The sequence below is a fragment of the Ammonicoccus luteus genome (assembly GCF_050880385.1).
GTDB lineage: Bacteria > Actinomycetota > Actinomycetes > Propionibacteriales > Propionibacteriaceae > Enemella.
Genome location: NZ_JBNZCI010000003.1, coordinates 228,831 through 252,160, shown reverse-complemented (window position 1 = coordinate 252,160; position 23,330 = coordinate 228,831). Strand labels below are relative to the sequence as shown.

Genomic DNA, 23,330 nt, shown 5'->3' with positions numbered 1-23,330 from the left:
TCAGGCCTTCCCGGTCAACCTGAGTTCGGCCTGGTCCGGCGTGGCCGGAGGCTTGGCGGTCAGCACGCTGATCAGGGCGGTGGCCACCAGCGCCAGGAGCGCCACGATGTTCAGCACCCCCGCGACCGCGCGGACCCTCTCCACGGCAAGCAGGTCCGCGCCCACCCGCACGAGCAGCGACCCGTGGAGCACGACCAGCACCATCCAGAACGCCGGCCCATAGGGCAGCGGTCGCCGGATGACGGCGGGCAGGATCACCGGAGCATGAGCGAGCACCATCGACATGACGAAACCCAGGAAGGTCGCGTGCAGAACGGCGTCATAACGGAAGCCCTCCATGGCCGGACGAAGCCAGAGCAGACCCGCGACGGCCAACCAGAAATACGCCGCCAGCAAGCCGGCTGCGCTGAAACGCGGCAGACCGGTCGACCGAATCGTTTTCCTGGCCACGTCCCGCCACCCGAACAGCACCGCCACGAGCACCAGGAGCGCACCGAACGTCGGCAGGCCCCATTGCGGCGCCATAGTTGCCAGCGCGATGACCATCACCAGGATCATCGACAGCCCAAGGGCCTGATCCTCCCGCCGGGCCCGGACCTCCTTCGCGTCGAACAACTGCCCGACCCGGGCCAGCTCGACCCGCTCGCCCGCGATCGTCAGAACGAAGAAGCCGGTCAACCATGGCACCACCATCGGCATGGCCACTCCGCGAGCCCACAGCGCGCACGCGCCGACGGCCAGAAAGGCGCCGAGTGCCTGGATCGCCACTGCTGGATCATGATTGCGGTTCCACAGGGGGCGATAGGTCACCAGAAGCACGGTGGCCCCCAGCAGCATCAGGACAGCACCTAGCCACAGCGGCGCGGGCGACAGCGTGAGCAGTGCGCCGACAGCCATCCCGAGCGGCGCAGCGTACGCCCATCCCCCACCCCGAGCGACGGCCCGCTCGAGCGCGATCAACGCCCCCACGAACCCGATGGCCATCAACATCCCGTGCACGTCTGGTAAGCGCTCCAGCGTCAACGGTGCTGGCAGCCCCAACAGCAGCAGCCCGGCATCGAGCCCGAGCAACAGTGCTGCCCCGCAGGGCAGCAGGAACAGCGACCGTCGGCTCGCGGGATTATTAATCACGGAGCAAGTGTATTAAATCAGCCGGGCCGGACCAACCTCACTCACATCTGGATCTCGCCGAGTTCCGACCAACCCTCGCCGGGCGCCTGAACAGAGACGATCTTGGGGCGCTCGGAGAGGTATTGCCCCAGCTCCCCCATCGCCTTCGCGAAATGGTCGGAGTTCACATGCGGGCCGGCGCCGTCATCGGTGAAGGCCTCGATCAGCACGAACGTGTTCGGCTCCTCGAGGCTTCGGGACCAATCGAACCAGAGGTTGCCGGGCTCGGCCCGCGTCGCCTCGGTGAACTCGGCCACGAGCTCGGGCCACTGCTCGACGAACTCATCCTTCACAGGGAACTTCACGGTGATTGCGATCATGACCCGATCTTGTCACCTCACTCCGACAGCGTCGCCCGTGATCGGGCGCGTTCCTCCCACCGCAGCACCAGGAAACCACCAAGACCGATGAGGCCACCTCCGGCCAAGGCGTGCAACAGGCGCCATTCGGGGGCAGGGTCGATCCGGGTGAGGAGATAGGCGATCGCGAACAGCGCGATGAGCCGAATCCCGTGGGCGCGCTGCGCGGCCGGGTCCGGCCGCTGTTGGCCGATCCGCACGAACCGGAACGTGAGGATGGCATAGAGCACCACGGCGATGACCAGCAGCACGACGGCCAGCAGCCAGGTGGTCGGCGAGTTGAACAGCGCGAGCCCATAGCCGATGCCGACCAACGCCGCGAGCGTCCCGTCGATCCACGGCGAGCGCGGCGCCGGTGCGGGCAACGGAGTCCCGCGGCGATCGGGATCGGGTGAGGGCTCGGACATCAGATCTCTCCTCGCAGGTCGTGGCCGATTGGTCTCAGTCTGCCCTCGGTCGCCGCTGGCTGGAACTCGTGACCGCGTGGAGGCGTTCCCGGCGGCCCTCTGGACTGAACCTGGCGGCGATGCCCCGGGCCTGCTAGCTTTGAGCCCGCGAAAGGGAGTAGTCCCAACAGCCGCCGTCGACATACTGGCCCCCGGGCCCGGCGCGGCAGGCCCCACCCAGGGCGGACGAGACTTTCGGCCACGCAAGCGTGCCTGGCCGATGAAGTGTCCGCAGTGGATCCCTCGGTCAGGTGGGAAGCAGGGACTGATGGACGGATTCTGGTACGCACTGCTGCTCAGCACAGGCGTCATCTTCGTCGCCGAACTCGGCGACAAGAGTCAACTCATGGCGATGACGTTCGCGAGCCGCTATCGGGCGCGCGACGTGCTGATCGGGATTACCGTCGCCACTGCGCTGGTGCATCTGGCGTCGGTCGGGATCGGCTTCTTTATCGGAGACCTGTTCGCCGCCCAACAACATTGGATCGCCATCGTCGCGGGCATCGTCTTCCTCGGTTTCGCGCTCTGGACCCTGCGCGGCGACGAACTCACCGAGGACGAGGCCGAGAAGGCCCGCCGGAGCAAAGGTCGAGCCATCATCGCCGTCGGACTCGCGTTCTTCCTGGCCGAACTCGGCGACAAAACTATGCTCGCCACGATCACGCTGGCCACCCAGGAGAACTGGGTGGGCACCTGGATCGGCAGCACGGTCGGCATGGTGCTCGCCGACGCCCTGGCGATCGTTGTCGGAGCCGTGCTGGGGAAGAAGCTGCCGGAGCGCGTCATCAAATACGGCGCCGCGATCCTCTTCGCCCTGTTCGGTTTCGTTCTGATCGCCGAGGGCATCGGCTGGCTCTAGCCCCTCCAGCCGGTCTTCGCCAGGCCGCCGTGACGCTCGTACTTCGGCCGCACCCCGGTCACGACCACCTGCCGGCCGTCAGGGTGCTGGGCGCCGACCTTCGCCGGATCCTGCGGGAGGATCGGCCGGACCGTCGCCGGATCGAGCGGCGCGGCGCTGTTCGACGGATCGGCCGAGACCATGGAGCTCCCCACATCCACCGACGGAGTCGCGGAGGCGACGCTTGCCTCCGAGGGAGTCGCAGGGGCGACGCTGGCATCCGGCACAACACCATCTCCGACAGCAGGCTGCTCGGCCTCGATCGAGTGGCTCGGGCTCAGCCCAGCCGACGACTGCGCGACGGTTGCGGACGGGGTGGTACGCACGGCTGCCGCAGTGGTAGCGCCCGGGGTCTGCGTTACCTCCGGGCTCCGCGTCACGTCCGGCGTGGTCGCGGTGGTTCGCGAGGCGGTCGGCTGGGTCGAAGCGGCCGTGCGGACCGGAGTGGCCGTGCGGACCGGAGTGGCCGTGATGGTCCGAGCCGGCGTGGCCGTGGCAGCCCCGGTCGGCCGCATGGTTGCGGCACGCGTCGGGGTGGCCGTGGCTGACGGTGTCGGGGCGGCTGTGCGCGTCGACGTCACCGCGACCGTCGGCGTCGTGGCCGTTCTGGTCGGGATGGCGTACGGCACCTCGCTGTGTCGCGAGGTCGGCTCCCCGAACGACGGGCTCGCCACAACGAGAGGCGTGCGGTCCGGAACGGCAGTCGGCGGCGCTGGGGTCACCGGCGGAGTCATCGTCGCACTCGGAGACGCCGTGGCACTCGGAGTCGGAGACGGCGTGGCACTCCGGGTGGGCGTCGCGCTCGGCGTAGGCGTTGCACTCGGCGTAGGCGTCGCGCTCGGCGTAGGCGTTGCACTCGGCGTGGGCGTCGCACTCGGCGTGGGCGTCGCACTCGTGGTCGGGGTCGGCGTGACGCTCCTGGTCGGGGTCGCGCTCGACGTCGCGGTGGCGGTCGCGGCGGGCAAGGTGTCAAACCGATAGAGGTCGTATTGGTCCATCAGCCGCACGATCATCGAGGTGTAGGTCGGATCGGTGGCGTACCCTGCCCGGTGCACTTCCGCGATGAAGCGCTTCGGATCATTGGGATAGTTGAAGGCTGCGCGATAACGGCTGTTGACGTTCAGGAACCGCCCGTGGTCGCGGAACGAATCGGTCGGGTCGTCGTATGTGCGAAATCCGTCGACGATGAAAGTCGGGGTGCCGTTGAACACCTCACGCGTGCGCATGTTGAGGCAACCCGTCGCATAGGGGCCCATGTTCGCAGAGCACTTGATGCCGAAGAACGCATTGCCTCGGGTGGTCAACGTCGACTTACCCCAGCCGCTCTCGAGGATGGCCTGCGCGATCGCAACAGAGGCGGGAACACGCCATTCCCGCTGGCCCTCCTGCGCCAGCGGCGCAACGGATCGGATGAACGCGGACTGGCTCGACGTGTCGATCACGGCCGCGGCGCGGGCCGGACCAGCAAGCACGGCGCCGGCCATTGCGGCGGTGGAGCCGAGCACAGCAGCTGCGGTGACAACCACCATCCCCCTGCTCAAACCGGAGAGTAAGTTCATCTGACGTCTCTTTCGCACGCGGTGATCCACGGCGGCAAGCCGCCTTGGGTCGGTCAGTCGAGACGCTAGAGCGAGACTGCTGCTTCGGGCACCTGAATGGTTCCCGGCCGAAAAGCAGCGGTGATGTGAATCACATCGATGTAGGACCAAGCGTGGCGCGGCTCAAAACGCCAAACGGCCCGCCGGACCCATCACAAAAAGTGACCTGAACCTCAACCACAACTTGACCCCCTTCTGCCTCACCTGTCACATGAGCCACAGAAGGATCAGTCGTCGTCCTCCAGAATGACCAGCGCTTTCGAGGGGCACAACACCGCGGCCTGACGCACTGCCTCCTCGCGATCTTCCGGCACCTCGACGATGCCCTCGATCACGAACCCGTCCTCGTCGAGCTCGAAGATGTCGTCCGCCACGGCCATGCAGCGCCCCGCGGCGATGCACAGGCGTTCAATCGCATGAACCTTCATGGTTTGCCCTTCCTGCCAGCGTGGCTAAGCACGGCTGACACCCCAGCCCAACATGAACGCCAACCCGAGGGCGCTCCGGGGAGCATAGGGCCCCCGCCACAGACCGCCCGACACCGCCTTGGCCGCTTCTTCGCGCCAGGGCTCGGTCACCGGCGCTCCCCCGTTCCGGAGGTCGTGGACCAGGAGGCCTGCCATGAGCACATTGCTCGTGGACGGGTTGAAAACCTCGACACCGAAGTGGTGCGCTCCAGCGTACGCCGCCGCGAGCGCCCGGTTCTTCGTCACCGAACGGGTCCGAGTGGGAGGCGCGACCAGCAGTGACACCGGCACCCCGGCCCGCCGCGCCACCGTCGCCCGCCAGCGCTGCACGCGCTTGGCGAGAAGATAGTTCGGACCCTGCTGGGGAATCACGGCATCCGCGACCCCCGGCTCCGGACCCGGTCGATAGTTCCGCTGCAGCAGCCGCCCGCCGCTGGCGGCCTTGAGCACCGAGCGAACACCTTTGACGCGGGCCCGGTCGTACGCAGCCGCCGAGAACTCGATGACATCGGTGGGCACGCCGAACACATCGGTCGGCGTGGCGAGGTAGGCCAACGACACGTCATTGCGGCGAGCGGTCAGCCTCAGGGCGAGCGCGTCGGTAGCCATCGAGAGGCGCAGGTTGGCCGCGCCGTCTGCGTACGCATAGTTCCCCACCACCAGCGGCCCTTCGAACGTCTCCAGCCATTCGGCCACCGCCGGCAGGTCGTGCAGGAGATCGGCGCCCGGGCGACCATCGATTTCGGGAATGTGGAGTACGCCGGCGCTCGCGCTCGCCAGCTTCTCCAGCCGCCGCCACAGATCGGGGCGGGGCAGATCGACGGCGATCACTTCGGCGCCCCAGGAAAGCAATGCCTGCAACGGTCCCATCTCCGCGCCCGCGCCCAGCACCACGACCCGCGTGCCTTGAAGCGGCAACCAGTCGGGATGGTGAGCCAGCTCCCGCACCGCCTCCGCCGCCGAAGGCTCCAACGCCCCGCGCTGCTCCCACAGATCGAGTTGCAGCAGGAGGGTCTCATCCTCGAGTCGCCGGCCGGACACTGGCAGCGTGAAAGTGTCGACGGGTGCGCTGCCGACGACACTCCGGGTGGTCAACCGCTGATGCACCGGCTGGTCGAAAGCATCGGCGAGCGGCACCTCGGCCCCCGTGGCGGTCACGACCCGCATCCGATGGTGCAGGCTGTTCAGGCCGGCTTCGGCGATAGCGACCGCAGCGGACCCATCCGTCAGTCCTGCCTCGACGAGGCGTCGGAGATGTGGCACATAACCGCTGCGCCATTCACTCGCACGCCGTGCTGCCTCGGCACCGATCGGATCCACCGGTGCCAGCGCATCGGCGACGACAGCGCGCCCAAGTCCCGTGCTGCTGCGGCGCCCGTCCTCATCGGCGGGCAGCACCACACCTGCAGTCTCAACGGCAGCCATCACTCATCTCCCCAGAACAGTTGGTCGACAACCTTGCGGGCTCGACGCGCTACGCGCTGCCAATCGGCCAACAGGTGCGAAGCCTCACCGGTCCCATAGCCCATCAGCACTGCTACCGCCGCCAGCTCTCGGGCGTCCGGCGGCAACGAGTCGGAGGGCTTCGACCGGACGAGCGTGATCCGGTTCCGCAGCCGTGAAGCCATCATCCAGGCCTCCCGCAACGCGTCCGCATCCTCTTCGGCGATCAGCCCGAGGGACTGCGCCGCCGCCAGCGCGGGCAGGGTGCGGGCGGTGCGCAGTTCGGGGTGGTCGTGCGCGTTGTCCATCTGGAGGACCTGAATCGTCCACTCGACGTCGGACAGCCCCCCGGGGCCGAGCTTGAGGTGGCGTTTCGGATCGGCCCCGCGGGGCAGTCGCTCGCTCTCCATGCGGGCCTTGAGCCGTCGGATCTCCCTGCGCTGGGTCGCGGTCAGGCCCCCTTCCGGCCAGCGCTGCACATCCATGAGCGCCAGCAGCCGGCCGGTGAGCTCTTCGCTGCCCGCTCCGTGACCGGCCCGGACCAACGCCTGCGCCTCCCAGGTGGCGGACCAGCGCTGGTAGTAGCCCGCGTACGACGACAGCGAGCGCACGATCGGGCCGCCCTTGCCCTCCGGACGCAGATCGGCGTCGATTTCCAGCTTCGGCTCGGGACCCGGTCGCGACAACAGAGCGCGGACTTCCTTGATCAGTTTCGTGGCCTTGTCGACCGTCTCCCGGGAATCCTCCCCCACCACGAACTGAGCATCTGCGTCCGATGAATAGTTCAGCTCTTCCCCGCCCCAGCGGCCCATTGCCACGATCCCGAGCGAAACCGGCTCGGTCCGGCGGGCGGCGACGAGGAGCGCCACATCGATCGTGGCCGATGCGAGATCGCTGAGGCCTTGACCGACCTGGTCGAGATCGAGCACGCCCAGCACGTCCCCGACACCGATGCGGAAGAGCTCCTTGCGTCGCACCGCGCGCACACCGTCGATGGCCTGGATCGGGTCATCGAGCCGTTCTGCCACCAGAGTCATCTCCCGCACGAGCGCAGCCTTGGGCCGTGGCCTGAGGTGCTTTCGGTCGGACAGCATCTGGAGGATCTCGGGAGATCGCGTGAGCAGATCAGTGAGATAGCGGCTGGACGACAGGATCAGCGCGAGCCAGTGCGCCATGGCGCCTTCGTCGCGGAGCGCCCGGAGATACCAAGGCGTCGAGCCCAGCGACTCGGACACCTGGCGGAACGCAAGCAGTCCGCCGTCGGGGTTCGGACCGTCGGCGAACCAGCCGAGCATCGCGGGCAGCAACTGCCGCTGGATCTCCGCCTGCCGGGTCATCCCCTGGCTGAGCGCTTGGATGTGCTGGAGAGCGGCCCTCGGGTCGAGGAAGCCCAGCGCCTGCAGTCGTGTCCGAGCCGCCTCGGTGGTGAGGTGGACCTCGCCGGAGGGGATCCGAGCAACCGCCTCGAGGAGCGGCGAATAGAACAGCCGACGGTGCAGCGCGAGAACCCGCCGGGAACGTCGGCGCCAGCCCTCGGTGACCTCGACCGGAGACAGCCCCAGCCCGCGTCCGATGCGGCGAAGGTCCGCCTCTGCGGTGGGGAGCACATGGGTGCGCCGCAACCGGAAGAGTTGCGTCCGGTGTTCCAGCACGCGGATGAACCGATAGGCATCGCCCATCTCACGGCCATCGGCGCGGCCGACGTATCCCGCGCTCACCAGCGCCGCCAAGCCGGGGAGCGTCGAACTCGTGCGGATCCTTTCGTCCGCGCGGCCGTGCACCAACTGCAGAAGCTGGACAGAGAACTCGACGTCCCTCAGGCCGCCCTCGCCGAGCTTGAGCTCCCGACCCTGCTCTCGGGCGGGAATGTGGTCGATCACGCGTCGGCGCATGGCCTGGCAGTCCTGGACGAAATTGTCGCGCTCTGCGACCTGCCACACCCGGGGCATGATCATGTCGACGAACTTCTGGCCCAGCGCGAGGTCGCCCGCCATCGCGCGGGCCTTCAGCATCGCCTGGAACTCCCAGCCCTTCGCCCATTTCGCGTAGTAGGCGTCGTGGCTGGTCAGCGTCCGCACCAGCGGGCCGGCTTTGCCCTCGGGACGCAGCGCCGCGTCGATCTGCCAGATCGTGCCCGCCGCCGTGTGGGCGGAGCAGATCCGGGTGAGGCTCGACGCCAGCCGCGCAGCAATCTGCACCGCCTGTTCCGGGCTGACGAGTGGCTCGCCGTCCGGGCCGACCGCTGGCTCGGCCACATAGAGCACATCGACATCGGACACGTAATTGAGCTCCTGTGCCCCGCACTTGCCCAATGCGATGACAGCAAGCCGGGTCTTCACCGCCTGCTCGACATCGACCTCCGCACGCGCGATCGCCAAGGCGGCCTCAACCGTGCCGTCGGCCAGATCCGCCAGCTCCGCCGCCACATCCGCCATCACCTCCAACGGCTCCGCGCTGCCGAGGTCCCGCGCGGCAATCCGCATGACCTCATCGCGATAGGCCATCCGCAGGTCATCGCTGCGACTCACCTCACCGACCGGCAGGTCCGAATCCGGATCCGCACCCACGGAACGCAGGAGCCTTGTCCTCAGGTCCGCCGCCGACGCGCGCTCCGCGGGCTCCTTGAGGACCTCCAGACGTGCTGGATGGGCCGCCAGATGGAGCTGCAGCGTCGCGCTCGCGGCGAGCACGTCGATGACCTGTTTCGCCCACACCTGGTTCCCGGCCAACCGGGACAGCAGGGCGCGGTCGTCCCGAGCGATCTTGTCCAGTCCCTCGAACGCGTGGTCGGGATCACAGGATGCTGCTGCCAGATCGACCAGAACGGCGCTGTCCGCCTCCGGGAGCTCCCACGATTCAAGACGGTCGGCGGCGACTTTGGCCGACTGGAAGCCCCGTCGCGCCAACGTTCCCGTCATCGACTCCGATCTGGCCACGGGACCGAGATTACTAGTCCGCCTCTTGGGTCTCCGCTCTGACTGCGCCCTTCGACCGAGCCCAGTGACATGCACCGTTAAGCGATGGGCAATCTGGTGTCCACCATCGGCCCCTAGAGTGGGATGAGTGGGTATTGCAACGCAGCAGCGCAGCGCGGTCCGAGGGATCATCGATCAGGGGAACAACCTGAGCGGCCTCCTCGTCTCGCTTCGCCCTGCCGAGTTCCACCTCCGCGTTCCGGGTGCCGACCTTGCTGTGCACGACGTGGTCGCCCAGTTGCTGGTGACCCAGAACACGCTCCTCGCCGCGCTCGACCAGCCCACCACTCAGCGCCCCAGTTCGCTGCCGGACTATTGCGCCGGCATCAGCATCCTCCGTCACCGCCGCGCCAGCCTCGCCCGGGAGATCGCAGATCACGATGCCGGCCCGGCGCTCGCCGCAGAGTTCCAGCAACTGCACCAGGAGATCGTCCCCCGGCTCACCGGCGACACCCCGGATGTGGTCGCCGTCGACCGAGCCGCCCTGCGCACAGTCGACCTGCTGAGGCTGATCAGCGTCGAATGGGTGGTCCATTCCGATGACCTCACCCGCGCGGTTCCCGACCGCACCCCGGTGGACCTCCCGCGTGCAGTGCTGGCCGATGCCGTTCGGCTGCTCGCCGACATCCTCCGCAGTCGACGGCCCGGGGGCTCGGTCGAAGTCCGCATCCCACCGTTCGCCGCGGTGCAGTGCGGCAATCCGGGCGAACCGCGCCACACCCGCGGCACCCCGCCGAATATCGTCGAGTGCCGGCCGCTCCCGTTCGTCCGGCTCTGCCGGGGACGGACAAGCTGGCCCGAAGCCGTCCGGCAGAACCACATCACCGCGAGTGGCGCGCGCGCGAACGTGTCCGAGTGGTTTCCCCTGTACTGACCGCTCGCCCCGTCAGAGCACCGGCAGATAGCGGCGCAACTCCATCGGCGTGACCTGCGCACGATATTCGTCGAACTCCGCCCGCTTGTTGCGCAGGAAGAACTCGTGCACATGCTCACCGAGCGCCTCCACCGCCAGGTCGGAGGACTCCATCGCGCGGATCGCCTCGTCGAGATTCCGCGGCAGTGGACGAATGCCCAGAGCACGCCGCTCCCGCTCGGTCAGCGACCAGACGTCGTTCTCGGCTTCCTCGGGCAGCTCGTAATCACCCTCGATGCCCGCCAGTCCGGCGTGCAGGACGAGCGCGAAGGCGAGGTAGGGATTGGCCGCGCTGTCGATGGAGCGCAGTTCGATGCGCGCGGACGAGCTCTTGTGCGGCTTGTACATCGGCACGCGCACCAGCGCCGACCGGTTGTTGCGTCCCCAACAGACATAGCTGGGCGCCTCCCCACCGAAGGCCAGTCGCTTGTAGGAGTTGACCCACTGGTTGGTGACCGCCGAGATCTCCTCGGCATGGCGCAGGACGCCGGCGATGAACTGCTTGCCAGTCCGAGAGAGGTGATAGACCGCGCCGGCCTCATAGAACGCGTTCGAGTCGCCGCTGAACAGCGACATGTGCGTGTGCATGCCCGAGCCGGGGTGTTCGCTCAGGGGCTTCGGCATGAACGATGCCCGGATGCCTGCGTGCTCGGCGACCTCCTTGATCACGGTCCGGAAGGTCATGATGTTGTCCGCCATCGACAACGCATCCGCATAGCGCAGGTCGATCTCCTGCTGACCGGGGCCGTTCTCATGGTGCGAGAACTCGACGGAGATGCCCATCTGCTCGAGGGTCGAGATCGCGCGCCGACGGAAGTTGGAGCCCATGTTGCTCACGGTGTGGTCGAAATATCCGGACGAGTCGATCGGCACCGGCCGACCGTCCGGCGCCAACGTCTTCTCGAAGAGAAAGAACTCGATCTCGGGATGCGTATAGAACGTGAACCCCAGATCCGCCGCCTTGCCCAGCGCCCGCTTGAGGACGTATCGCGGATCGGCATAGGACGGCGAACCGTCCGGGAGACTGATGTCGCAGAACATCCGGGCCGTGCCACCCTCGTCCTCCGTTTCCCGCCAGGGCAACACCTGGAAGGTGGACGGATCGGGATGCGCCACCATGTCCGATTCATAGATGCGCGCGAATCCCTCGATCGCGGAACCGTCGAAGCCCAGCCCCTCGGCGAAGGCCCCCTCCAACTCGGCCGGCGCGATCGCGACCGACTTGAGGAATCCGAGCACATCGGTGAACCAGAGGCGGACGAAGCGGATGTCCCGCTCCTCGATCGTGCGCAACACGAACTCGGTCTGCTTGTCCATGGTCCAAGTCTGCCCCGCCGTGTGTTTCAGCCGAGTTACAACCCCATCCGGCGCGTCGCCGGGCCTAAGGTAATCGGATGACCAAACGGCGTCCGGGCTGGCTCGTCCCCGTCATCGTGCTGGGCGCGCTCCTCGTCGGGGGCCTGCTCGTTGCGCCCTTCCTCTGGCTGTTCGCGGGCCCGGCCACCACCCCGAACCCGGACCGGACCACCCATGTCCCGGCCGAAGAACCGCTCCGGATCCCGGCGGGCGCGTGTGAGGTGGGCGAACCCCATTTCCGTGGCAGTGGTCCAGCCGACGGCGAGCTTCACGGCGGTGGCCTGGCGATGCCGTTGCCTGCCGGATTCGCTTTCGGCGACCCGGCCCGGATGGCGTACGCCTTCGACGTCGCCCTCGTCGACTCACCCGAGGACGAGTCGTGGGCCGGCGTGGGAGCGCTGCGGATCGAGGAGCCCTACCACACCCCCGAACAGGCGAGCAGCACCGTGACCGCCTGCTTGGCCCGGGCGTACGCCGACACCCGCGCGGAGATCACCGACTCTGCATTCGTGCAGCTTCCGGGCGTCAGCCGGGCCCACGAGCGGACCGGCCGCCTGACGCTCGAGGGCAGCGCGCGCGAATTCCGGGTCCTTGTCGCCGACACATACAGCCCCGAATCACTCGCCGTCTATGTGCGGGTGTGGACCCCCGGCAGCGCTGGGGCAGCGGCCCTCGCGGACGCGGAGCGGGATCTGGCCAAACGTTGACGAGGGCTCAGTCGTCTTCCTCGTCTTCGTCGTCGTTCCACTTGGGATCGTTCTCCCACGCTTCGTTGCGCGCGGCCACCCGGTCGAGGGCTGCCTGCGCTTCGGCGCGCGTCGCATACGGCCCCAGCCGATCGGTTGACTTGCAGCCGTCCCATGTCTCGACCGCATGGTGCTTGAGACAGAAGTAGTATTCGTTCTCCGAAGCCATGGCGTCCTCCCGCGGGCCGATCCAGAATGGTTGTGCCTTCGACTTGCCAGCATAGGATGTGGCGTCGTGACCGCTCTCAAGCCCTATCCCGTTTCGCCGCCGCTGCCTGTGCCGACGCAGATCCCGCGCCCGCATTACGTGGGACGCGATGCGCCACGGCCCTATCGCGGGCCGCACGTCCAGACGGCCGAGACCATCGAGAAGATGCGGGTGGCGGGCAGGATCGCGGCGCAGGCCCTGGCCTACGCCGGCAGCTTGGTCGAGCCGGGAGTGACCACCGATGAGATCGACCGCAAGGCCCACGAGTTCATCTGCGACCACGGTGCCTATCCGTCCACCGTCGGCTATCGCGGCTTCACCAAGTCGATCTGCACGTCGGTCAACGAGGTGATCTGCCACGGCATCCCGGATGCCCGCCCGCTGGAGGACGGTGATCTCGTGAAGATCGACCTCACGGCCTTCCATGACGGCGTGCACGGCGACAACTGCGCCACGTTCTTCTCCGGTGATGTCGACGAGGAGTCCCGTCTCCTGTCCGAACGCACCCACGAGGCGATGATGCGCGGCATCCGCGCAGCGAAGCCCGGCCGCGAGGTCAACGTGATCGGCAAGGTGATCGAGGCCTACGGCAAGCGCTTCGGCTATGGGGTGGTCAAGGACTACACGGGTCACGGCGTCCACACTGCTTTCCACTCCGGCTTGGTCATCCCGCATTACGACGCGAAGCAGTTCGACGATGTGATCGAGGTCGGCATGACGTTCACGGTCGAGCCGATGATCGCCCTGGGCGGGATCGACTGGCACGTGTGGGACGACGGCTGGACCGTCGTGACCAACGACCTCTCGCGGGTGGCCCAGTGGGAGCACACGGTCGTCATCACGCCCCAGGGCGCGGAGATCCTCACCCTGCCATGACCGAGCCCTGACCATGTCCGACGCCCTCGGCGAGCGTCGAGCGCCCATCGGTCCCCACCCGGGCCGAGGGCTCGGCGCCCTGGTCATCGCCGGCATCGCCTGGGGCTCTTCGGGCACGCTCGGAACCCTCCTGACTCGCAGTTCGGGCCTGTCGCTCATGGCTGCCGGTGGCTATCGGATCGCGGTGGGTGGCTTGCTCGTCGCGGCGTTCGTCCTGGTCACCCGACAGCTGCGGCTGCCGACCCGTCGCGCCGGTTGGGTGCGGGTGTTCGGCATCGCCGGCTGTTCAGCGCTCTATCAGGTGGCGTTCTTCACCGCGATCGGGTCGATCGGGGTCGCGTTGTCGACGCTGGTGGCGATCGGATCGGCCCCGATCCTGGTGCTGCTCGTCGATGCCGCCACCGGGCGGCACCGGCTGGATCTTCGGTCGGTGGGCACTGTTGCGATGGCCTTGGGCGGACTGGTCCTCCTGGTGGGTACGCCACCGCTCGGCGTCACTCCGAACGCGCTGCTGGGCGGGGTCGGTCTCGCGTTGCTGGCCGGTGTCGGGTTCGCCGGGATCAGCCTGTTGGGCGGCCGTCCCGAACCCGACTTCCAGAACCTCACCGGCACTGCGCTCGCGTTCCTGATCGGCGGCGTGGTGGTGCTGCTCTTGGCTTCGGTCGTCGGTCCGGTGACGTTCACGCCGACCCCCAGGTCGCTCCTGTTGGTCGTCGCCCTGGGGCTGGTTCCGACCGCGGTGGCGTACCTCGCCTATCTCCATGGACTCCGCACCCACAGTTCCACGACGGGCGTGCTGGTCTCCCTCCTCGAACCGCTCACCGCGGCGCTCCTGGCCGCGATCCTCCTCGGGGAATGGCTGACAACGCCCGCGCTGGTCGGCGCTGCGCTGCTCCTCGGCGCGGTGACGCTGACAGCGACGGGAACCCGACGCCGTCCGACCCCTGAACCAGGCAAACTCGGCTGACCGGCCTTGGCCGTGACCTTCGGTTAAGGTGAATCGATCACTTCCACAGGAGTCCCACATGTCGCGCGTGAGCCAGCCCCTCCCCCGCCCGGGCCGACGATTCCGGATGAGCACCGCCGCTGTTCTGGCCACGCTGGTCCTGGCCGGCTGCGGGACGAATTCCACGACGCCGGCAGCGACACCGGAGCCGGTGCCCACCGCCGCGCCCACAAGCTCTGCCGGCGAACCGCCGACCACTCCCACACCCACCGCGGACGCTGAGGCGGAGGCCACGCCCACCGACGAGCAGGAGTCCACCAGCCTCGACGATGCAGTGATCGAGTCCGACGGTGTCGGCCCGATCCGGATCGGCATGTCGCTGTCGGAAGCGCGGGCCCACGGGTGGGCGGCGCGCAGCGAGGTGTGCGACAAGTGGGATGCGTCACCGGCGCTCATCGAACGTGGTCTCAGCTTCACTTTCGTCGATGACGAGCTCTATGAGATCTGGGTGCACAAGCCGGAGTTCGCCACCGCGGAGGGGATCAAGGTCGGCGACACGCTGACCCAGGTCAAGGCGGCGTACGGCACCCGACTCCAGACCGAGTCGCGGGAAGGTGGCGGCGGGAACCTGCCGGCGTGGTTCGTGGTCGAGGGAGACCACGAACTGTTGTTCGTCGAGGAGGACCCCGGGCGCGACGAACGCATCAAGTCGATCTTGCCCCGCAACCACGGCACCTCGGTGATCGAAGGCTGCTGAGTGCGACGCCTCACAGTCGGTCTCGTCGCCGCCGCAACGCTGCTCACGGCCTGTGGTGGCTCCCCGCAGGCTGACCAATCCACGACGCCCTCCCCGACCCCGACCGCCTACCCCACGGCTTCTCCGGCACCCTATGCGGGCCCGTCGGGTTCGGGTGAGTACGCAGAACTGCGACTCTCTGCCACGGGACTCGGCCCCATCCGGTTGGGCCTCGACGCGGACGAGGGGCGGGCGCACGGGTGGGTGGCGCGGCTCGATCACTGCGACCGCTGGGGCGCGAGTCCGGACCTCCGGGCCGAGGGGGTCGACCTCGTGTTCAACGATTCGGATCAGCTGGCCGAGATCTGGCTGGGCAACTCGCTCCACCCGACCGACGAGGGCGCACGAGTCGGGATGGCGGTCGAGGAAGTTGCCTATGTGTACGGTGACCGTCTCGAATTCAACCAACGCGACAGCGTGGGCGGATCCGTGGTGGTCCCCTTCGTCCCGTCGGGTGAACACGAGTTGGTGTTCTATGCAATCGGTGATGAGAACGAAACCCCCGGACCGCGCGCCCCGATCAGCGCGATCGGCGCCATGGCCCGGGGCGGAGATATCCAGCGACCCCGCTGCTGAGGGTTAGACTGGCGTGGCGGACGAGGTGACCAGGCGATCGCGGAGCGTTCGATGAGCGCGCCGAGGAAAGTCCGGACTCCACAGAGCAGGGTGGTGGGCAACACCCACCCGGGGTGACCCGCGGGCCAGTGCCACAGAAAACAAACCGCCTCCGGCATCGTCGGAGGTAAGGGTGAAAAGGTGGTGTAAGAGACCACCGGCATCCCAGGTGACTGGGATGGCCAGGTAAACCCCACCCGGAGCAAGACCAGACAGGGAACGCTTGAGGGCTGCTCGCCCGAGTTCCCGGGTAGGTCGCACCAGGCCGTCGGCAACGATGGTCGCAGATGGATGATCGCCCACGACAGAATCCGGCTTACCGGTCACCTCGTCCCCACAGGTGCCGGCTCAGCCGTCGAGGCGCGCCGCGACGTCCGCGGGAAACCCGCCGGTCGCGATGGGCCCCCAGCGCTCTGGCGTGACGCGAATCAGTGACTTGCCCTGGGTCCGCATGGCCGCGCGATATTCATCCCAGTCCGGATGCTCGCCGCTGATGCAGCGGAAATAGTCGACCAGCGCTTCGACGCTCTCCGGCTGGTGCAGCACCTCGGCCGTGCCGTCGATCTGCACCCAGGCGTCGTTCCACTCGTCGGAGATCACGCAGAGGCTCACGGCTGGGTCTCGTTCGGCGTTCCTGGTCTTGGCACGGCCCGGATAGGTGGAGATGACGATCCGTCCCTGATCGTCCACACCGCCCGTGACGGGCGACAGTTGCGGAGTGCCATCCCGTCGGCTCGTCACCAGGATCATGCGGTGGCGTGGACGGACGAAGTCGAGCAACTCTCCGAGTGCGACTGTCGTGTTCGTCGCGATCTTGCGAGCCATCAGCGCCTGCCTCTCCTTGGTGTCACGTCTGCGAATTGGGTCACTCCGGTGGTGAGGTCAACGGAGGTCAGCCGGGCTTCGATGTCCTCACCGAGCGGCAGTTGGCTGCCCTTCACAGAGGCTTCCACAGCCGGTTCGGTGATCATGAACCGGCCCCGACCGCGCTTGTTGTCGACGTCGACGACGGTCCCGACGAAGACCTCGCCCTCGCGGCCCGACAGCACCAGTGCCTCGGTGAGATCGACGATGCCACGCTCATATTTCTTGGCCCGGCGGTTGGAGTCGGCCATCGTTTCGGGCAGGTTCTCGAGCTCGTTCACAACCCAGCCCGGAACGTCCACCTCGGCACAGATCGCCGCGCAGATCTCGAGCACGTAGCGGTCGACCAGTCGTCGCAGCGGCGCGGTCGCATGGGCGTATTCGATCGCCAGCGCAGCATGCAGAGCGTCTGCGGGCAGGACCCCGTTGAAGGCCTGATAGCCGGCGCCTCGGAACAGCGTCGTGCAGGCGTACAGCATCGCTGCGTGGTCTCCGCGACGCGAGTCCAGAGATCGCACGAACTCGGGATAGTCCATCTCCGCCGGCCACGGGATCTGCAACGCCCGCGCGACGTTGCGCAGCCTCCGCAGCGACCCGTTGTCGGCCGGCGGAAGGGTGCGCAAAATGCCGATATCGGCATACATCATCAAATGCGCTGCGGCCATGCCGGTCATCAGGGAGATCTGCGCGTTCCAGCCTTCCACCGGAAGAGTGCTGCGGAACTCCAATTCCCAGTGACCGTTGTCGACGTTGATCTCCTGCTCGGGGATGTTGAGGCTGACCCCGCCGCGATCGCGTTCGATCCGTTCCCGCAGCAGGCCGACCGTCTGGAGCAGCTTCAGGGACTCCGACGCGGTGCCGTTGTCGAGCTGGTCCTGCACCTCGTCATAGGTGAGCTGTTCGCGGCTGCGGACCAGCGCACGTTCGACGTGGGGCATGGCGAAGACGCCGTGGGCGTCCAGGGGCAACCGCCACACCAGCGCCGGCCGGACCTGGTCGGGGAGCAGGCTCGCGGCGTTCTCGGAGATGGCGGGCGGGTGCAGGGGCGTACGCCGATGCGGCGCATAGAACGTCTGCCCGCGGCTGTGGGCCTCGAGGTCGATCGGGTCACCCGGGCTGACGAAGGCCGCTACGTCGGCAATCGCGTACCACACCACGAAACCATCACCGCTGCGCTCGATGAACAGCGCCTGGTCGAGATCTTTCGCGCCGGGTGGATCGATCGTCACGAACTCGAGATCGGTCCGATCCAGCGACGGGAGCCGCGGCTCGGCAACCGCCCGATCGGCCGCGGCGAGGACCTCCGCAGGGAATTCCGCGGGCACCTCCAGCTCACGGCGCAGTCTTTCGAGGCCTTCCTGCAGCGGTGCTGGGACACCCTCGCGAAGGCGTACGGGACGAAACGGCATTGTTCCTCCAGAGACGAGGTCAGTCGGGCAGACCGGAGCGTGCGGTGCGGACGAGGATGCGACCGCACTCCTCGCACATCAGCACCTCGTCGGCAGGTGCAGCCGCGAAGGCCGTGACATCCGCCGAGTTGAGGTCGAGCCGACACCCGCCGCAACGACGTTCCACGAGTTCGGCGGCTCCGACTCCGTCCCGCTTGTCCCGGATGCGCTCGTATTGGGTGACGAGCGCCGACGGCATCTTTTCGACCACCGTTTCGCGCTTGGCCGCGGCATGCTGCAGCCGGCTGTCCAGCGCGGCCAGCTCGCTGTCGCGAACCACCATCAGCGCCCGGATGCTGTCCTCGAGCTCAGCGCGCCGCGCCCTGATCGCCGCGAATCGGGCCGTGGCCTGTTCGAGCTCATCCATCACCTCGAGTTGCGCGTCCTCCAGGACACCGATCCGGCGGGTCAGGTGCTCGATCTCGGAGATCAACCCGGTCAGCGCCTTGGGGTCCGCCGCGCCGGCATCCACCCGTTCCTGGTTGCGGACTTTCCGCGCACGCACCGGCTCCAGGTCCGCCTCCGCTTTGGCCTGCGCCCGCTCCAGGTCCGAAACCTGGGTCTCCGCCTGCGTGTAGTTCTCCAGCAACCGCTTGCGTTCCGTGAGCAGCGCCGCGATGCGCGCCCGTTCGGGAAGGTTGGTCTTGCGGCTGTTCAGCGTGGTGATCTCCGTGTCGATGCCCTGCAGGGTCAACAGCTTCTGCTGGTCGGACGGTTCGGCTTTGATGACGGGGCCCCCTTCGTCTCAGCCCGGGCGCCCGTGCCGGCGCCGGTACGCGGATCCTAGCGCGACCCCCGCCGTCACCGACGGCGCCTATCATGGCGAGGGTGAGTGAGGAACAGCCCAAGACCCGCAGCCGCGCAATCCCATATTCGGAGGCGTTCAAGACTTTCATCCCCACGGGCTGGGCGCCATACGCGCCTGACCTGCCGGAACCGCTGCCGGCCACCGCGTGGACCCAGGCCCGCCGGGACTCGCTCAGTGCCCTGTTCCCAGGTGACCGTCTGGTGGTCCCGGCAGGCGGGTTGAAGGTGAGATCGAACGACACCGACTATCGGTTCCGTCCGCACTCGGCATTTGCCCACCTGACCGGTCTCGGCACCGATCGCGAGCCCGACGCCGTGCTGGTCCTCGAGCCCACGGACAGCGGCCACGACGCCACCCTCTATTTCCGGCCCCGAGCGCCCAGGACGTCGGAGGAGTTCTATGCCAACGCGCGCTATGGCGAAATGTGGGTCGGCCAACGGGAGTCACTGGCAGAGATGGCAGCCCTGACCGGGCTCACCGTCGCGGACATCGCCGACCTCGAGGACGCCCTCGCCAAGAACGCGTCGGCGACGCGCGTCCGAATCGTCCGGGAAGCGGATGCAGCACTCACTGACCAGGTCGACGCACTGGACCACCTCGGATCCGCCGAGGCCGATGCAGAGCTGTCGACCGCGCTGTCCGAGTTGCGCCTGTGCAAGGACGAGTTCGAGGTCGACCAGATGCGGGAGGCCTGCGCCAAGACGGCAGTCGCGTTCGAGGAAGTGGTCCGGGCACTGCCCGAGGCCGTGCGCCGCGGCCGCGGGGAACGCTGGGTCGAGGGCGTGTTCGGGCTCCACGCGCGCCACGCGGGGAATGCGGTTGGCTATGACACCATCGCGGCGGCCGGCGACCACGCCTGCACGCTCCACTGGATCCGCAACGACGGTGACCTGCGCGGGGACGAACTGCTGCTTCTCGACGCCGGGATCGAGCTCGACACCCTCTACACCGCCGACATCACCCGAACCCTGCCGGTCTCCGGGCGCTTCTCCGAGGCCCAGCGCAAGGTCTATGAGGCGGTTCTCGAGGCGCAGCAGGCCGGGATCGACGCCGCTCAGCCGGGCGCCGATTTCCTGGCCCCCCACCTCGCCGCGGTCGTAGTCCTGGTCAAGCGGCTCGAGGACTGGGGCATCCTCCCGGTCAGCGCGGCGGAGTCGGTCGATCCGGAGACGGGTGGCCAGCACCGCCGCTGGATGGTGCATGGCACGTCCCACCATCTCGGGATCGACGTCCACGACTGTGCGCAGGCGCTCGCCGAGAACTACCGTGAGGGCACGCTCAAGCCGGGCATGGTCATCACCGTCGAGCCGGGGCTCTATTTCAAGGAAACGGATCTTCTGGTGCCGGAGGAGTTCCGGGGCATCGGCGTACGCATCGAGGACGACATCCTCATCACCGCCGACGGGAACGAAAACCTGTCCGCGGCCCTGCCGAAGGACCCGGACGAGATCGAAGCCTGGATGTCGGTCCTGTTCGAGCGCTCCTCCGACCGTGAGCACTGAATCCCAACAGGGCCCCGGTCAGCGTCGCCCGGGGCCACACACGTTGATGGCTGCCGACGGCGAGCCTCCGGATTCCGTGGTGGCCTGGGGCCTCTATGTGGATGGTGTACGCCAGGAAACCGCCGACCTCGACAACGCCGCACAGCGTGCGACCACGGGCGAGGGCTTCGTGTGGCTCGGTCTGAAGGATCCCTCGGACGAGGACATGGCCGGGTTCGCCGCGCGGTTCAACCTGCACCCGCTGGCCATCGAGGATGCCGTCGAAGGCCACACGCGCTCGAAGCTCGAACAGTTCGGCGACACCCTGTTCTGTGTGATCTCGACGGTGGCCTACGTCGACCACGCCGAGCTCACCGACAGCTCCGAGATCGTGTCCACCGGTCAGATCATGGTGTTCGTCGGCGAGCACTTCGTCATGACGGTGCGTCGTGGCGAGCACGCGCAGTTGCAGGAGATGCGCGCGAAACTGGAACGGAAACCCAACCGGCTCGCGCACGGCACCTATGAGGTGTTGTACGCGGTCCTCGACAAGGTCATCGAGGATTACATCATGGTGGTGTCGGAATTCGAGACCGACATCGAAGAGGTCGAGACGGCCGTTTTCTCCCGACAGGGCACCAACGAAGTCGACCGGGTCTATCAACTCAAGCGGGAATTGATCGAGTTCAAACGGTCGGTTATCCCGCTGGGCATGCCATTGCACGCGCTGGCGACCCGGCCACTGGCCACGATCCCGGACGGCGCCCAGGCCTATTTCCGGGAGCTGTCCGACCATCATCTGGAGGCACGGGAAGCGATCCAGTCGTTCGACGAAGTGCTGTCGACCATCCTGTCGGCGGGTCTCGCCAGGGCGTCGGTGGCGGACAACCAGGACATGCGGAAGATCTCGGCGTTCGTGGCGATCGTGGCGATCCCGACGATGATCGCCGGCATCTATGGGATGAACTTCGACAACATGCCCGAGCTCAGGACCCACTACGGCTATTTCGTGGTGATCGCCATCATGCTGGTGATCATGGCCGGCCTCTATATCGGGTTCCGACGCAATAAATGGCTGTGAGCACGTGGCCGAGGAACTCGAGCGATACACACCGGCATTCGGCAAGGTGCCGCTGGCCTTCGGCACCGCCGAGGCGCGCGCCCTTCCCGGTCCCATCCTGATCGAACTCGTCCGCGCCATGGACGGCGCCAGCGAGGCCGCGACGAAATCCCTCCTCCACCGGATGGTCGGTTTCGGGCTGCTCGACGTCGAGCGCGTGGGGCGCGTCGGGGTCTATCGGCTGGCGGGCCGGATGCTGGTGGCGTACGAAAAGCTCCGCGACGGTGCTCGACTGCGTTCTCCCGAGCCCTGGACCGGCGCCTTCCACACGATCCTCTATGACATCCCCGAGACCCGCCGCGCGCTCCGCGACCGGCTGCGGGCCGCGGCCTTCCGACTCGGCTATCGCCAGCTCCGACCGGGCGTGCTGATATCCCCCACCGACGAGAGCCTCGAACTGGAGACGCTCATCGAACCCGGTCTGCTTCTCCTGCGAGGACGGCTCGAGGTCGATTTGCCCACCGCCCGGCGGATCGCCGCAATCGCCTGGGAACTCGACCGGCACGGCGCGCTGCGCCGGCAGGCGTTCGCCCGTCTGGAGGCGACGACGGCCGCGACCGAGTTGCCCACAGGCCCGGAGCTGATGCGGCTGTGGCACGAGGTCGTGCAGCCCTTCGCAGACGTCCGGTTCAACGACGGCGATCTCCCACCGGAGCTGCTGCCGGAGGACTGGCCGGGGGCCGCTTTGCAGGATGCGCTCGGCCGCACTACGGCACGTCTGGCGGGTCCCCTGGATAACCACGTCCGAGCGGTGTTGGCGAGGTCGCCGCACGCCGGGCTCGTGGAGCCAGACAGGAATTGATTCTTTTCAGTTCCGATTCGTGTGACACTATGCAACACTTGTATTCCCGGATCCCCCACCGAGGAGACAACCGTGAATCCTGTCATCGGCGGCCTGATCGTCGGCGCTCTGGGCTTGACCTATGGCCTGCTCGCCGGCAACGAGGCCCTGCACCGGTCCAACCCGGCCTTCTGGAAACAGTTCAAGAACGTGGGCGCGTTGGTTCTGCTCGTCGCCTTCGTCGGCCTCTTCGTCGTGCCCCTGGCGATGTCGCCGGAGAGCCTGGGGCTGGGCTCATGAGTCGGTCGGTGTTCTCGACGGCCGGGGCGGGCCTGACGGCCGCGCTCGCTGTGCTCTATGGCCTGGGGGTCGCGTTCGGAACCCCTTTGTGGGGCGACGGTTTTGCCCGGTTCTGGCTCTTCGGCGGGGCGTTCGTCGTGGGCGTTCTCTTCCTCGCCTTCATCGTCGTCCCCGGCGTCCGGCGACTGCTGGCGTCCTGACCGAGCGGGTCACTCGAACAAGGTGGCTCGCGCGCCGGGCATGCCCAGCAGTTTCTCGCGCGCCTGCGCAGCGTGCTTGTGCTCGCAGAGGATCTCGTATTTGCTCGGGATCGTCGTGCGCACCGAGTTGAAGTCGCGGCGCCCGCCCGACATCGCATAGATGGCGGCCCCGAAGATGACGTTGAGGACGATTGCGATGCCGAGCGCCACCAGGAGCATCGGCAGGAACTGCCCCTCGGGCGAGAACAGCGCCACGAGAATGCCGACGAGCAGACCGGTGCTGATGCCGGTGAGCACGGACTGCGTCAGCACCGACCCCCAGTTCTTGCGTCCGGTCACGCGTTCGACCAGCTTGAGATCCGTGCCGACGATCGCGAGATTCTCCACGGGGAACTTCTGATCGGCGAGGAAGTCCACGGCCTTCTGAGCGTCCTCGTATTGGTCATAGACCCCGACCGAGTGCGGATATTCCAGCTCGAACTTGAGTCCCTGGAACTGCGCAGCCATGTGCGCCCC

General features: G+C 67.5%; 27 protein-coding genes, 1 other RNA gene and 1 pseudogene. 15 read left to right on the top strand and 14 right to left on the bottom strand.

The genetic code is table 11. The features are described 5' to 3' along the window. Genes ACQ260_RS08985 through ACQ260_RS08975 form a run of 3 tightly spaced genes read right to left on the bottom strand, consistent with a single transcriptional unit; the run spans window position 1 to window position 1,936 of the window. On the bottom strand, window positions 1-1,131 hold the full coding sequence (locus tag ACQ260_RS08985) for a DUF8744 domain-containing protein (protein WP_432559087.1): 1,131 nt from the start codon (window positions 1,129-1,131) through the stop codon (window positions 1-3). Window positions 1,132-1,172: 41 nt separating this feature from the next. Further along, entirely contained in the window at window positions 1,173-1,490 is a 318-nt protein-coding gene (locus ACQ260_RS08980) for a putative quinol monooxygenase (protein ID WP_432559086.1), read from the bottom strand. A 17-nt stretch (window positions 1,491-1,507) separates the two neighbouring features. Beyond that, entirely contained in the window at window positions 1,508-1,936 is a 429-nt protein-coding gene (locus ACQ260_RS08975) for a hypothetical protein (RefSeq protein WP_432559085.1), read from the bottom strand. A 307-nt stretch (window positions 1,937-2,243) separates the two neighbouring features. Between ACQ260_RS08975 and ACQ260_RS08970 the strand changes: the two genes are divergently transcribed. After that, a complete protein-coding gene (locus ACQ260_RS08970; protein WP_432559084.1) occupies window positions 2,244-2,834 on the top strand; it encodes a TMEM165/GDT1 family protein in 591 nt (196 codons plus the stop codon). Here ACQ260_RS08970 and ACQ260_RS08965 read toward each other — a convergent pair. Then, entirely contained in the window at window positions 2,831-3,016 is a 186-nt protein-coding gene (locus tag ACQ260_RS08965) for a hypothetical protein (protein WP_432559300.1), read from the bottom strand. The genes ACQ260_RS08970 and ACQ260_RS08965 overlap by 4 nt on opposite strands. On the opposite strand from ACQ260_RS08965, the gene ACQ260_RS08960 reads away from it, so the two are divergent. Beyond that, window positions 3,015-3,854, top strand: a complete 840-nt coding sequence (locus ACQ260_RS08960; RefSeq protein WP_432559299.1) for a hypothetical protein — start codon at window positions 3,015-3,017, stop codon at window positions 3,852-3,854. The two genes, ACQ260_RS08965 and ACQ260_RS08960, sit on opposite strands and share 2 nt — an antisense overlap. Before the next feature lie 59 nt (window positions 3,855-3,913). On the opposite strand, the pseudogene ACQ260_RS08955 reads toward ACQ260_RS08960, so the two are convergent. Next, a pseudogene (locus ACQ260_RS08955) lies at window positions 3,914-4,219 on the bottom strand (glucosaminidase domain-containing protein); the annotation flags it as partial. On the opposite strand from ACQ260_RS08955, the gene ACQ260_RS08950 reads away from it, so the two are divergent. Beyond that, window positions 4,146-4,436: a hypothetical protein gene (locus ACQ260_RS08950; RefSeq protein ID WP_432559298.1), complete on the top strand. Its 291-nt coding sequence runs from the start codon at window positions 4,146-4,148 to the stop codon at window positions 4,434-4,436. The pseudogene ACQ260_RS08955 and the gene ACQ260_RS08950 sit on opposite strands and share 74 nt — an antisense overlap. Before the next feature lie 262 nt (window positions 4,437-4,698). Here ACQ260_RS08950 and ACQ260_RS08945 read toward each other — a convergent pair whose 3' ends face one another. From ACQ260_RS08945 to ACQ260_RS08935, 3 genes are read right to left on the bottom strand one after another with little or no spacing between them, the layout of a single operon-like run. Next, on the bottom strand, window positions 4,699-4,899 hold the full coding sequence (locus ACQ260_RS08945) for a ferredoxin (RefSeq protein WP_432559083.1): 201 nt from the start codon (window positions 4,897-4,899) through the stop codon (window positions 4,699-4,701). A gap of 24 nt (window positions 4,900-4,923) precedes the next feature. Next, window positions 4,924-6,363 (bottom strand): hypothetical protein, encoded by a 1,440-nt coding sequence (locus ACQ260_RS08940; protein WP_432559082.1) that lies wholly within the window; start codon window positions 6,361-6,363, stop codon window positions 4,924-4,926. Continuing rightward, the gene (locus ACQ260_RS08935) at window positions 6,363-9,317 is read right to left on the bottom strand and encodes a bifunctional [glutamine synthetase] adenylyltransferase/[glutamine synthetase]-adenylyl-L-tyrosine phosphorylase (RefSeq protein ID WP_432559081.1); all 2,955 of its coding nucleotides are present in this window, start codon (window positions 9,315-9,317) and stop codon (window positions 6,363-6,365) included. The genes ACQ260_RS08940 and ACQ260_RS08935 overlap by 1 nt, the downstream gene beginning before the upstream one ends. A gap of 127 nt (window positions 9,318-9,444) precedes the next feature. Here ACQ260_RS08935 and ACQ260_RS08930 point away from each other — a divergent pair, with 127 nt between their 5' ends. Next, complete coding sequence (locus ACQ260_RS08930; RefSeq protein ID WP_432559080.1) at window positions 9,445-10,230, top strand: sterol carrier family protein; 786 nt, start codon at window positions 9,445-9,447, stop codon at window positions 10,228-10,230. Window positions 10,231-10,242: 12 nt separating this feature from the next. Here the strand turns inward: ACQ260_RS08930 and ACQ260_RS08925 are convergent, their stop codons facing one another. Next, complete coding sequence (locus ACQ260_RS08925; protein WP_432559079.1) at window positions 10,243-11,586, bottom strand: glutamine synthetase family protein; 1,344 nt, start codon at window positions 11,584-11,586, stop codon at window positions 10,243-10,245. Between the two features lie 77 nt (window positions 11,587-11,663). Between ACQ260_RS08925 and ACQ260_RS08920 the strand changes: the two genes are divergently transcribed. Then, window positions 11,664-12,332, top strand: a complete 669-nt coding sequence (locus ACQ260_RS08920; RefSeq protein ID WP_432559078.1) for a hypothetical protein — start codon at window positions 11,664-11,666, stop codon at window positions 12,330-12,332. A gap of 7 nt (window positions 12,333-12,339) precedes the next feature. Here the strand turns inward: ACQ260_RS08920 and ACQ260_RS08915 are convergent, their stop codons facing one another. Beyond that, complete coding sequence (locus ACQ260_RS08915; protein ID WP_432559077.1) at window positions 12,340-12,540, bottom strand: hypothetical protein; 201 nt, start codon at window positions 12,538-12,540, stop codon at window positions 12,340-12,342. Between the two features lie 66 nt (window positions 12,541-12,606). Between ACQ260_RS08915 and map the strand changes: the two genes are divergently transcribed. The 5 genes from map (at window position 12,607) to rnpB (ending at window position 16,147) form a co-directional block, all read left to right on the top strand. Continuing rightward, window positions 12,607-13,455: a type I methionyl aminopeptidase gene (gene map / locus ACQ260_RS08910; RefSeq protein WP_432559076.1), complete on the top strand. Its 849-nt coding sequence runs from the start codon at window positions 12,607-12,609 to the stop codon at window positions 13,453-13,455. A 13-nt stretch (window positions 13,456-13,468) separates the two neighbouring features. After that, a complete protein-coding gene (locus tag ACQ260_RS08905; protein WP_432559075.1) occupies window positions 13,469-14,422 on the top strand; it encodes a DMT family transporter in 954 nt (317 codons plus the stop codon). 106 nt (window positions 14,423-14,528) lie between these two features. Then, window positions 14,529-15,158 carry a hypothetical protein gene (locus tag ACQ260_RS08900; RefSeq protein WP_432559074.1) on the top strand — a complete coding sequence of 210 codons (630 nt, stop codon included), beginning with the start codon at window positions 14,529-14,531 and terminating at the stop codon, window positions 15,156-15,158. Continuing rightward, window positions 15,159-15,773: a hypothetical protein gene (locus ACQ260_RS08895; protein ID WP_432559073.1), complete on the top strand. Its 615-nt coding sequence runs from the start codon at window positions 15,159-15,161 to the stop codon at window positions 15,771-15,773. Window positions 15,774-15,794: 21 nt separating this feature from the next. Next, window positions 15,795-16,147: RNase P RNA component class A (gene rnpB, locus ACQ260_RS08890), an RNA gene on the top strand. A gap of 13 nt (window positions 16,148-16,160) precedes the next feature. Here the strand turns inward: rnpB and ACQ260_RS08885 are convergent. From ACQ260_RS08885 to ACQ260_RS08875, 3 genes are read right to left on the bottom strand one after another with little or no spacing between them, the layout of a single operon-like run. Next, window positions 16,161-16,637, bottom strand: coding sequence for a PPOX class F420-dependent oxidoreductase (locus tag ACQ260_RS08885; protein WP_432559072.1), 477 nt, complete (start codon window positions 16,635-16,637; stop codon window positions 16,161-16,163). Continuing rightward, window positions 16,637-18,085, bottom strand: coding sequence for an RNB domain-containing ribonuclease (locus ACQ260_RS08880; RefSeq protein WP_432559071.1), 1,449 nt, complete (start codon window positions 18,083-18,085; stop codon window positions 16,637-16,639). Before ACQ260_RS08880 ends, ACQ260_RS08885 begins: the two co-directional genes overlap by 1 nt. Window positions 18,086-18,104: 19 nt before the next feature. Then, window positions 18,105-18,818 carry a zinc ribbon domain-containing protein gene (locus tag ACQ260_RS08875; RefSeq protein ID WP_432559070.1) on the bottom strand — a complete coding sequence of 238 codons (714 nt, stop codon included), beginning with the start codon at window positions 18,816-18,818 and terminating at the stop codon, window positions 18,105-18,107. Window positions 18,819-18,943: 125 nt separating this feature from the next. Between ACQ260_RS08875 and ACQ260_RS08870 the strand changes: the two genes are divergently transcribed. The 5 genes from ACQ260_RS08870 (at window position 18,944) to ACQ260_RS08850 (ending at window position 22,814) form a co-directional block, all read left to right on the top strand. Then, complete coding sequence (locus ACQ260_RS08870) at window positions 18,944-20,434, top strand: aminopeptidase P family protein (protein ID WP_432559069.1); 1,491 nt, start codon at window positions 18,944-18,946, stop codon at window positions 20,432-20,434. Then, window positions 20,424-21,494, top strand: coding sequence for a magnesium and cobalt transport protein CorA (locus ACQ260_RS08865; protein ID WP_432559068.1), 1,071 nt, complete (start codon window positions 20,424-20,426; stop codon window positions 21,492-21,494). The genes ACQ260_RS08870 and ACQ260_RS08865 overlap by 11 nt, the downstream gene beginning before the upstream one ends. Before the next feature lie 4 nt (window positions 21,495-21,498). Beyond that, complete coding sequence (locus tag ACQ260_RS08860; RefSeq protein WP_432559067.1) at window positions 21,499-22,335, top strand: PaaX family transcriptional regulator C-terminal domain-containing protein; 837 nt, start codon at window positions 21,499-21,501, stop codon at window positions 22,333-22,335. A gap of 72 nt (window positions 22,336-22,407) precedes the next feature. Continuing rightward, window positions 22,408-22,614 (top strand): hypothetical protein, encoded by a 207-nt coding sequence (locus ACQ260_RS08855; protein ID WP_432559066.1) that lies wholly within the window; start codon window positions 22,408-22,410, stop codon window positions 22,612-22,614. Then, window positions 22,611-22,814, top strand: coding sequence for a hypothetical protein (locus ACQ260_RS08850; protein WP_432559065.1), 204 nt, complete (start codon window positions 22,611-22,613; stop codon window positions 22,812-22,814). Before ACQ260_RS08855 ends, ACQ260_RS08850 begins: the two co-directional genes overlap by 4 nt. 9 nt (window positions 22,815-22,823) lie before the next feature. Here the strand turns inward: ACQ260_RS08850 and ACQ260_RS08845 are convergent, their stop codons facing one another. Next, the gene (locus tag ACQ260_RS08845; protein WP_432559064.1) at window positions 22,824-23,321 is read right to left on the bottom strand and encodes a YflT domain-containing protein; all 498 of its coding nucleotides are present in this window, start codon (window positions 23,319-23,321) and stop codon (window positions 22,824-22,826) included. Window positions 23,322-23,330 lie beyond the last annotated feature (9 nt).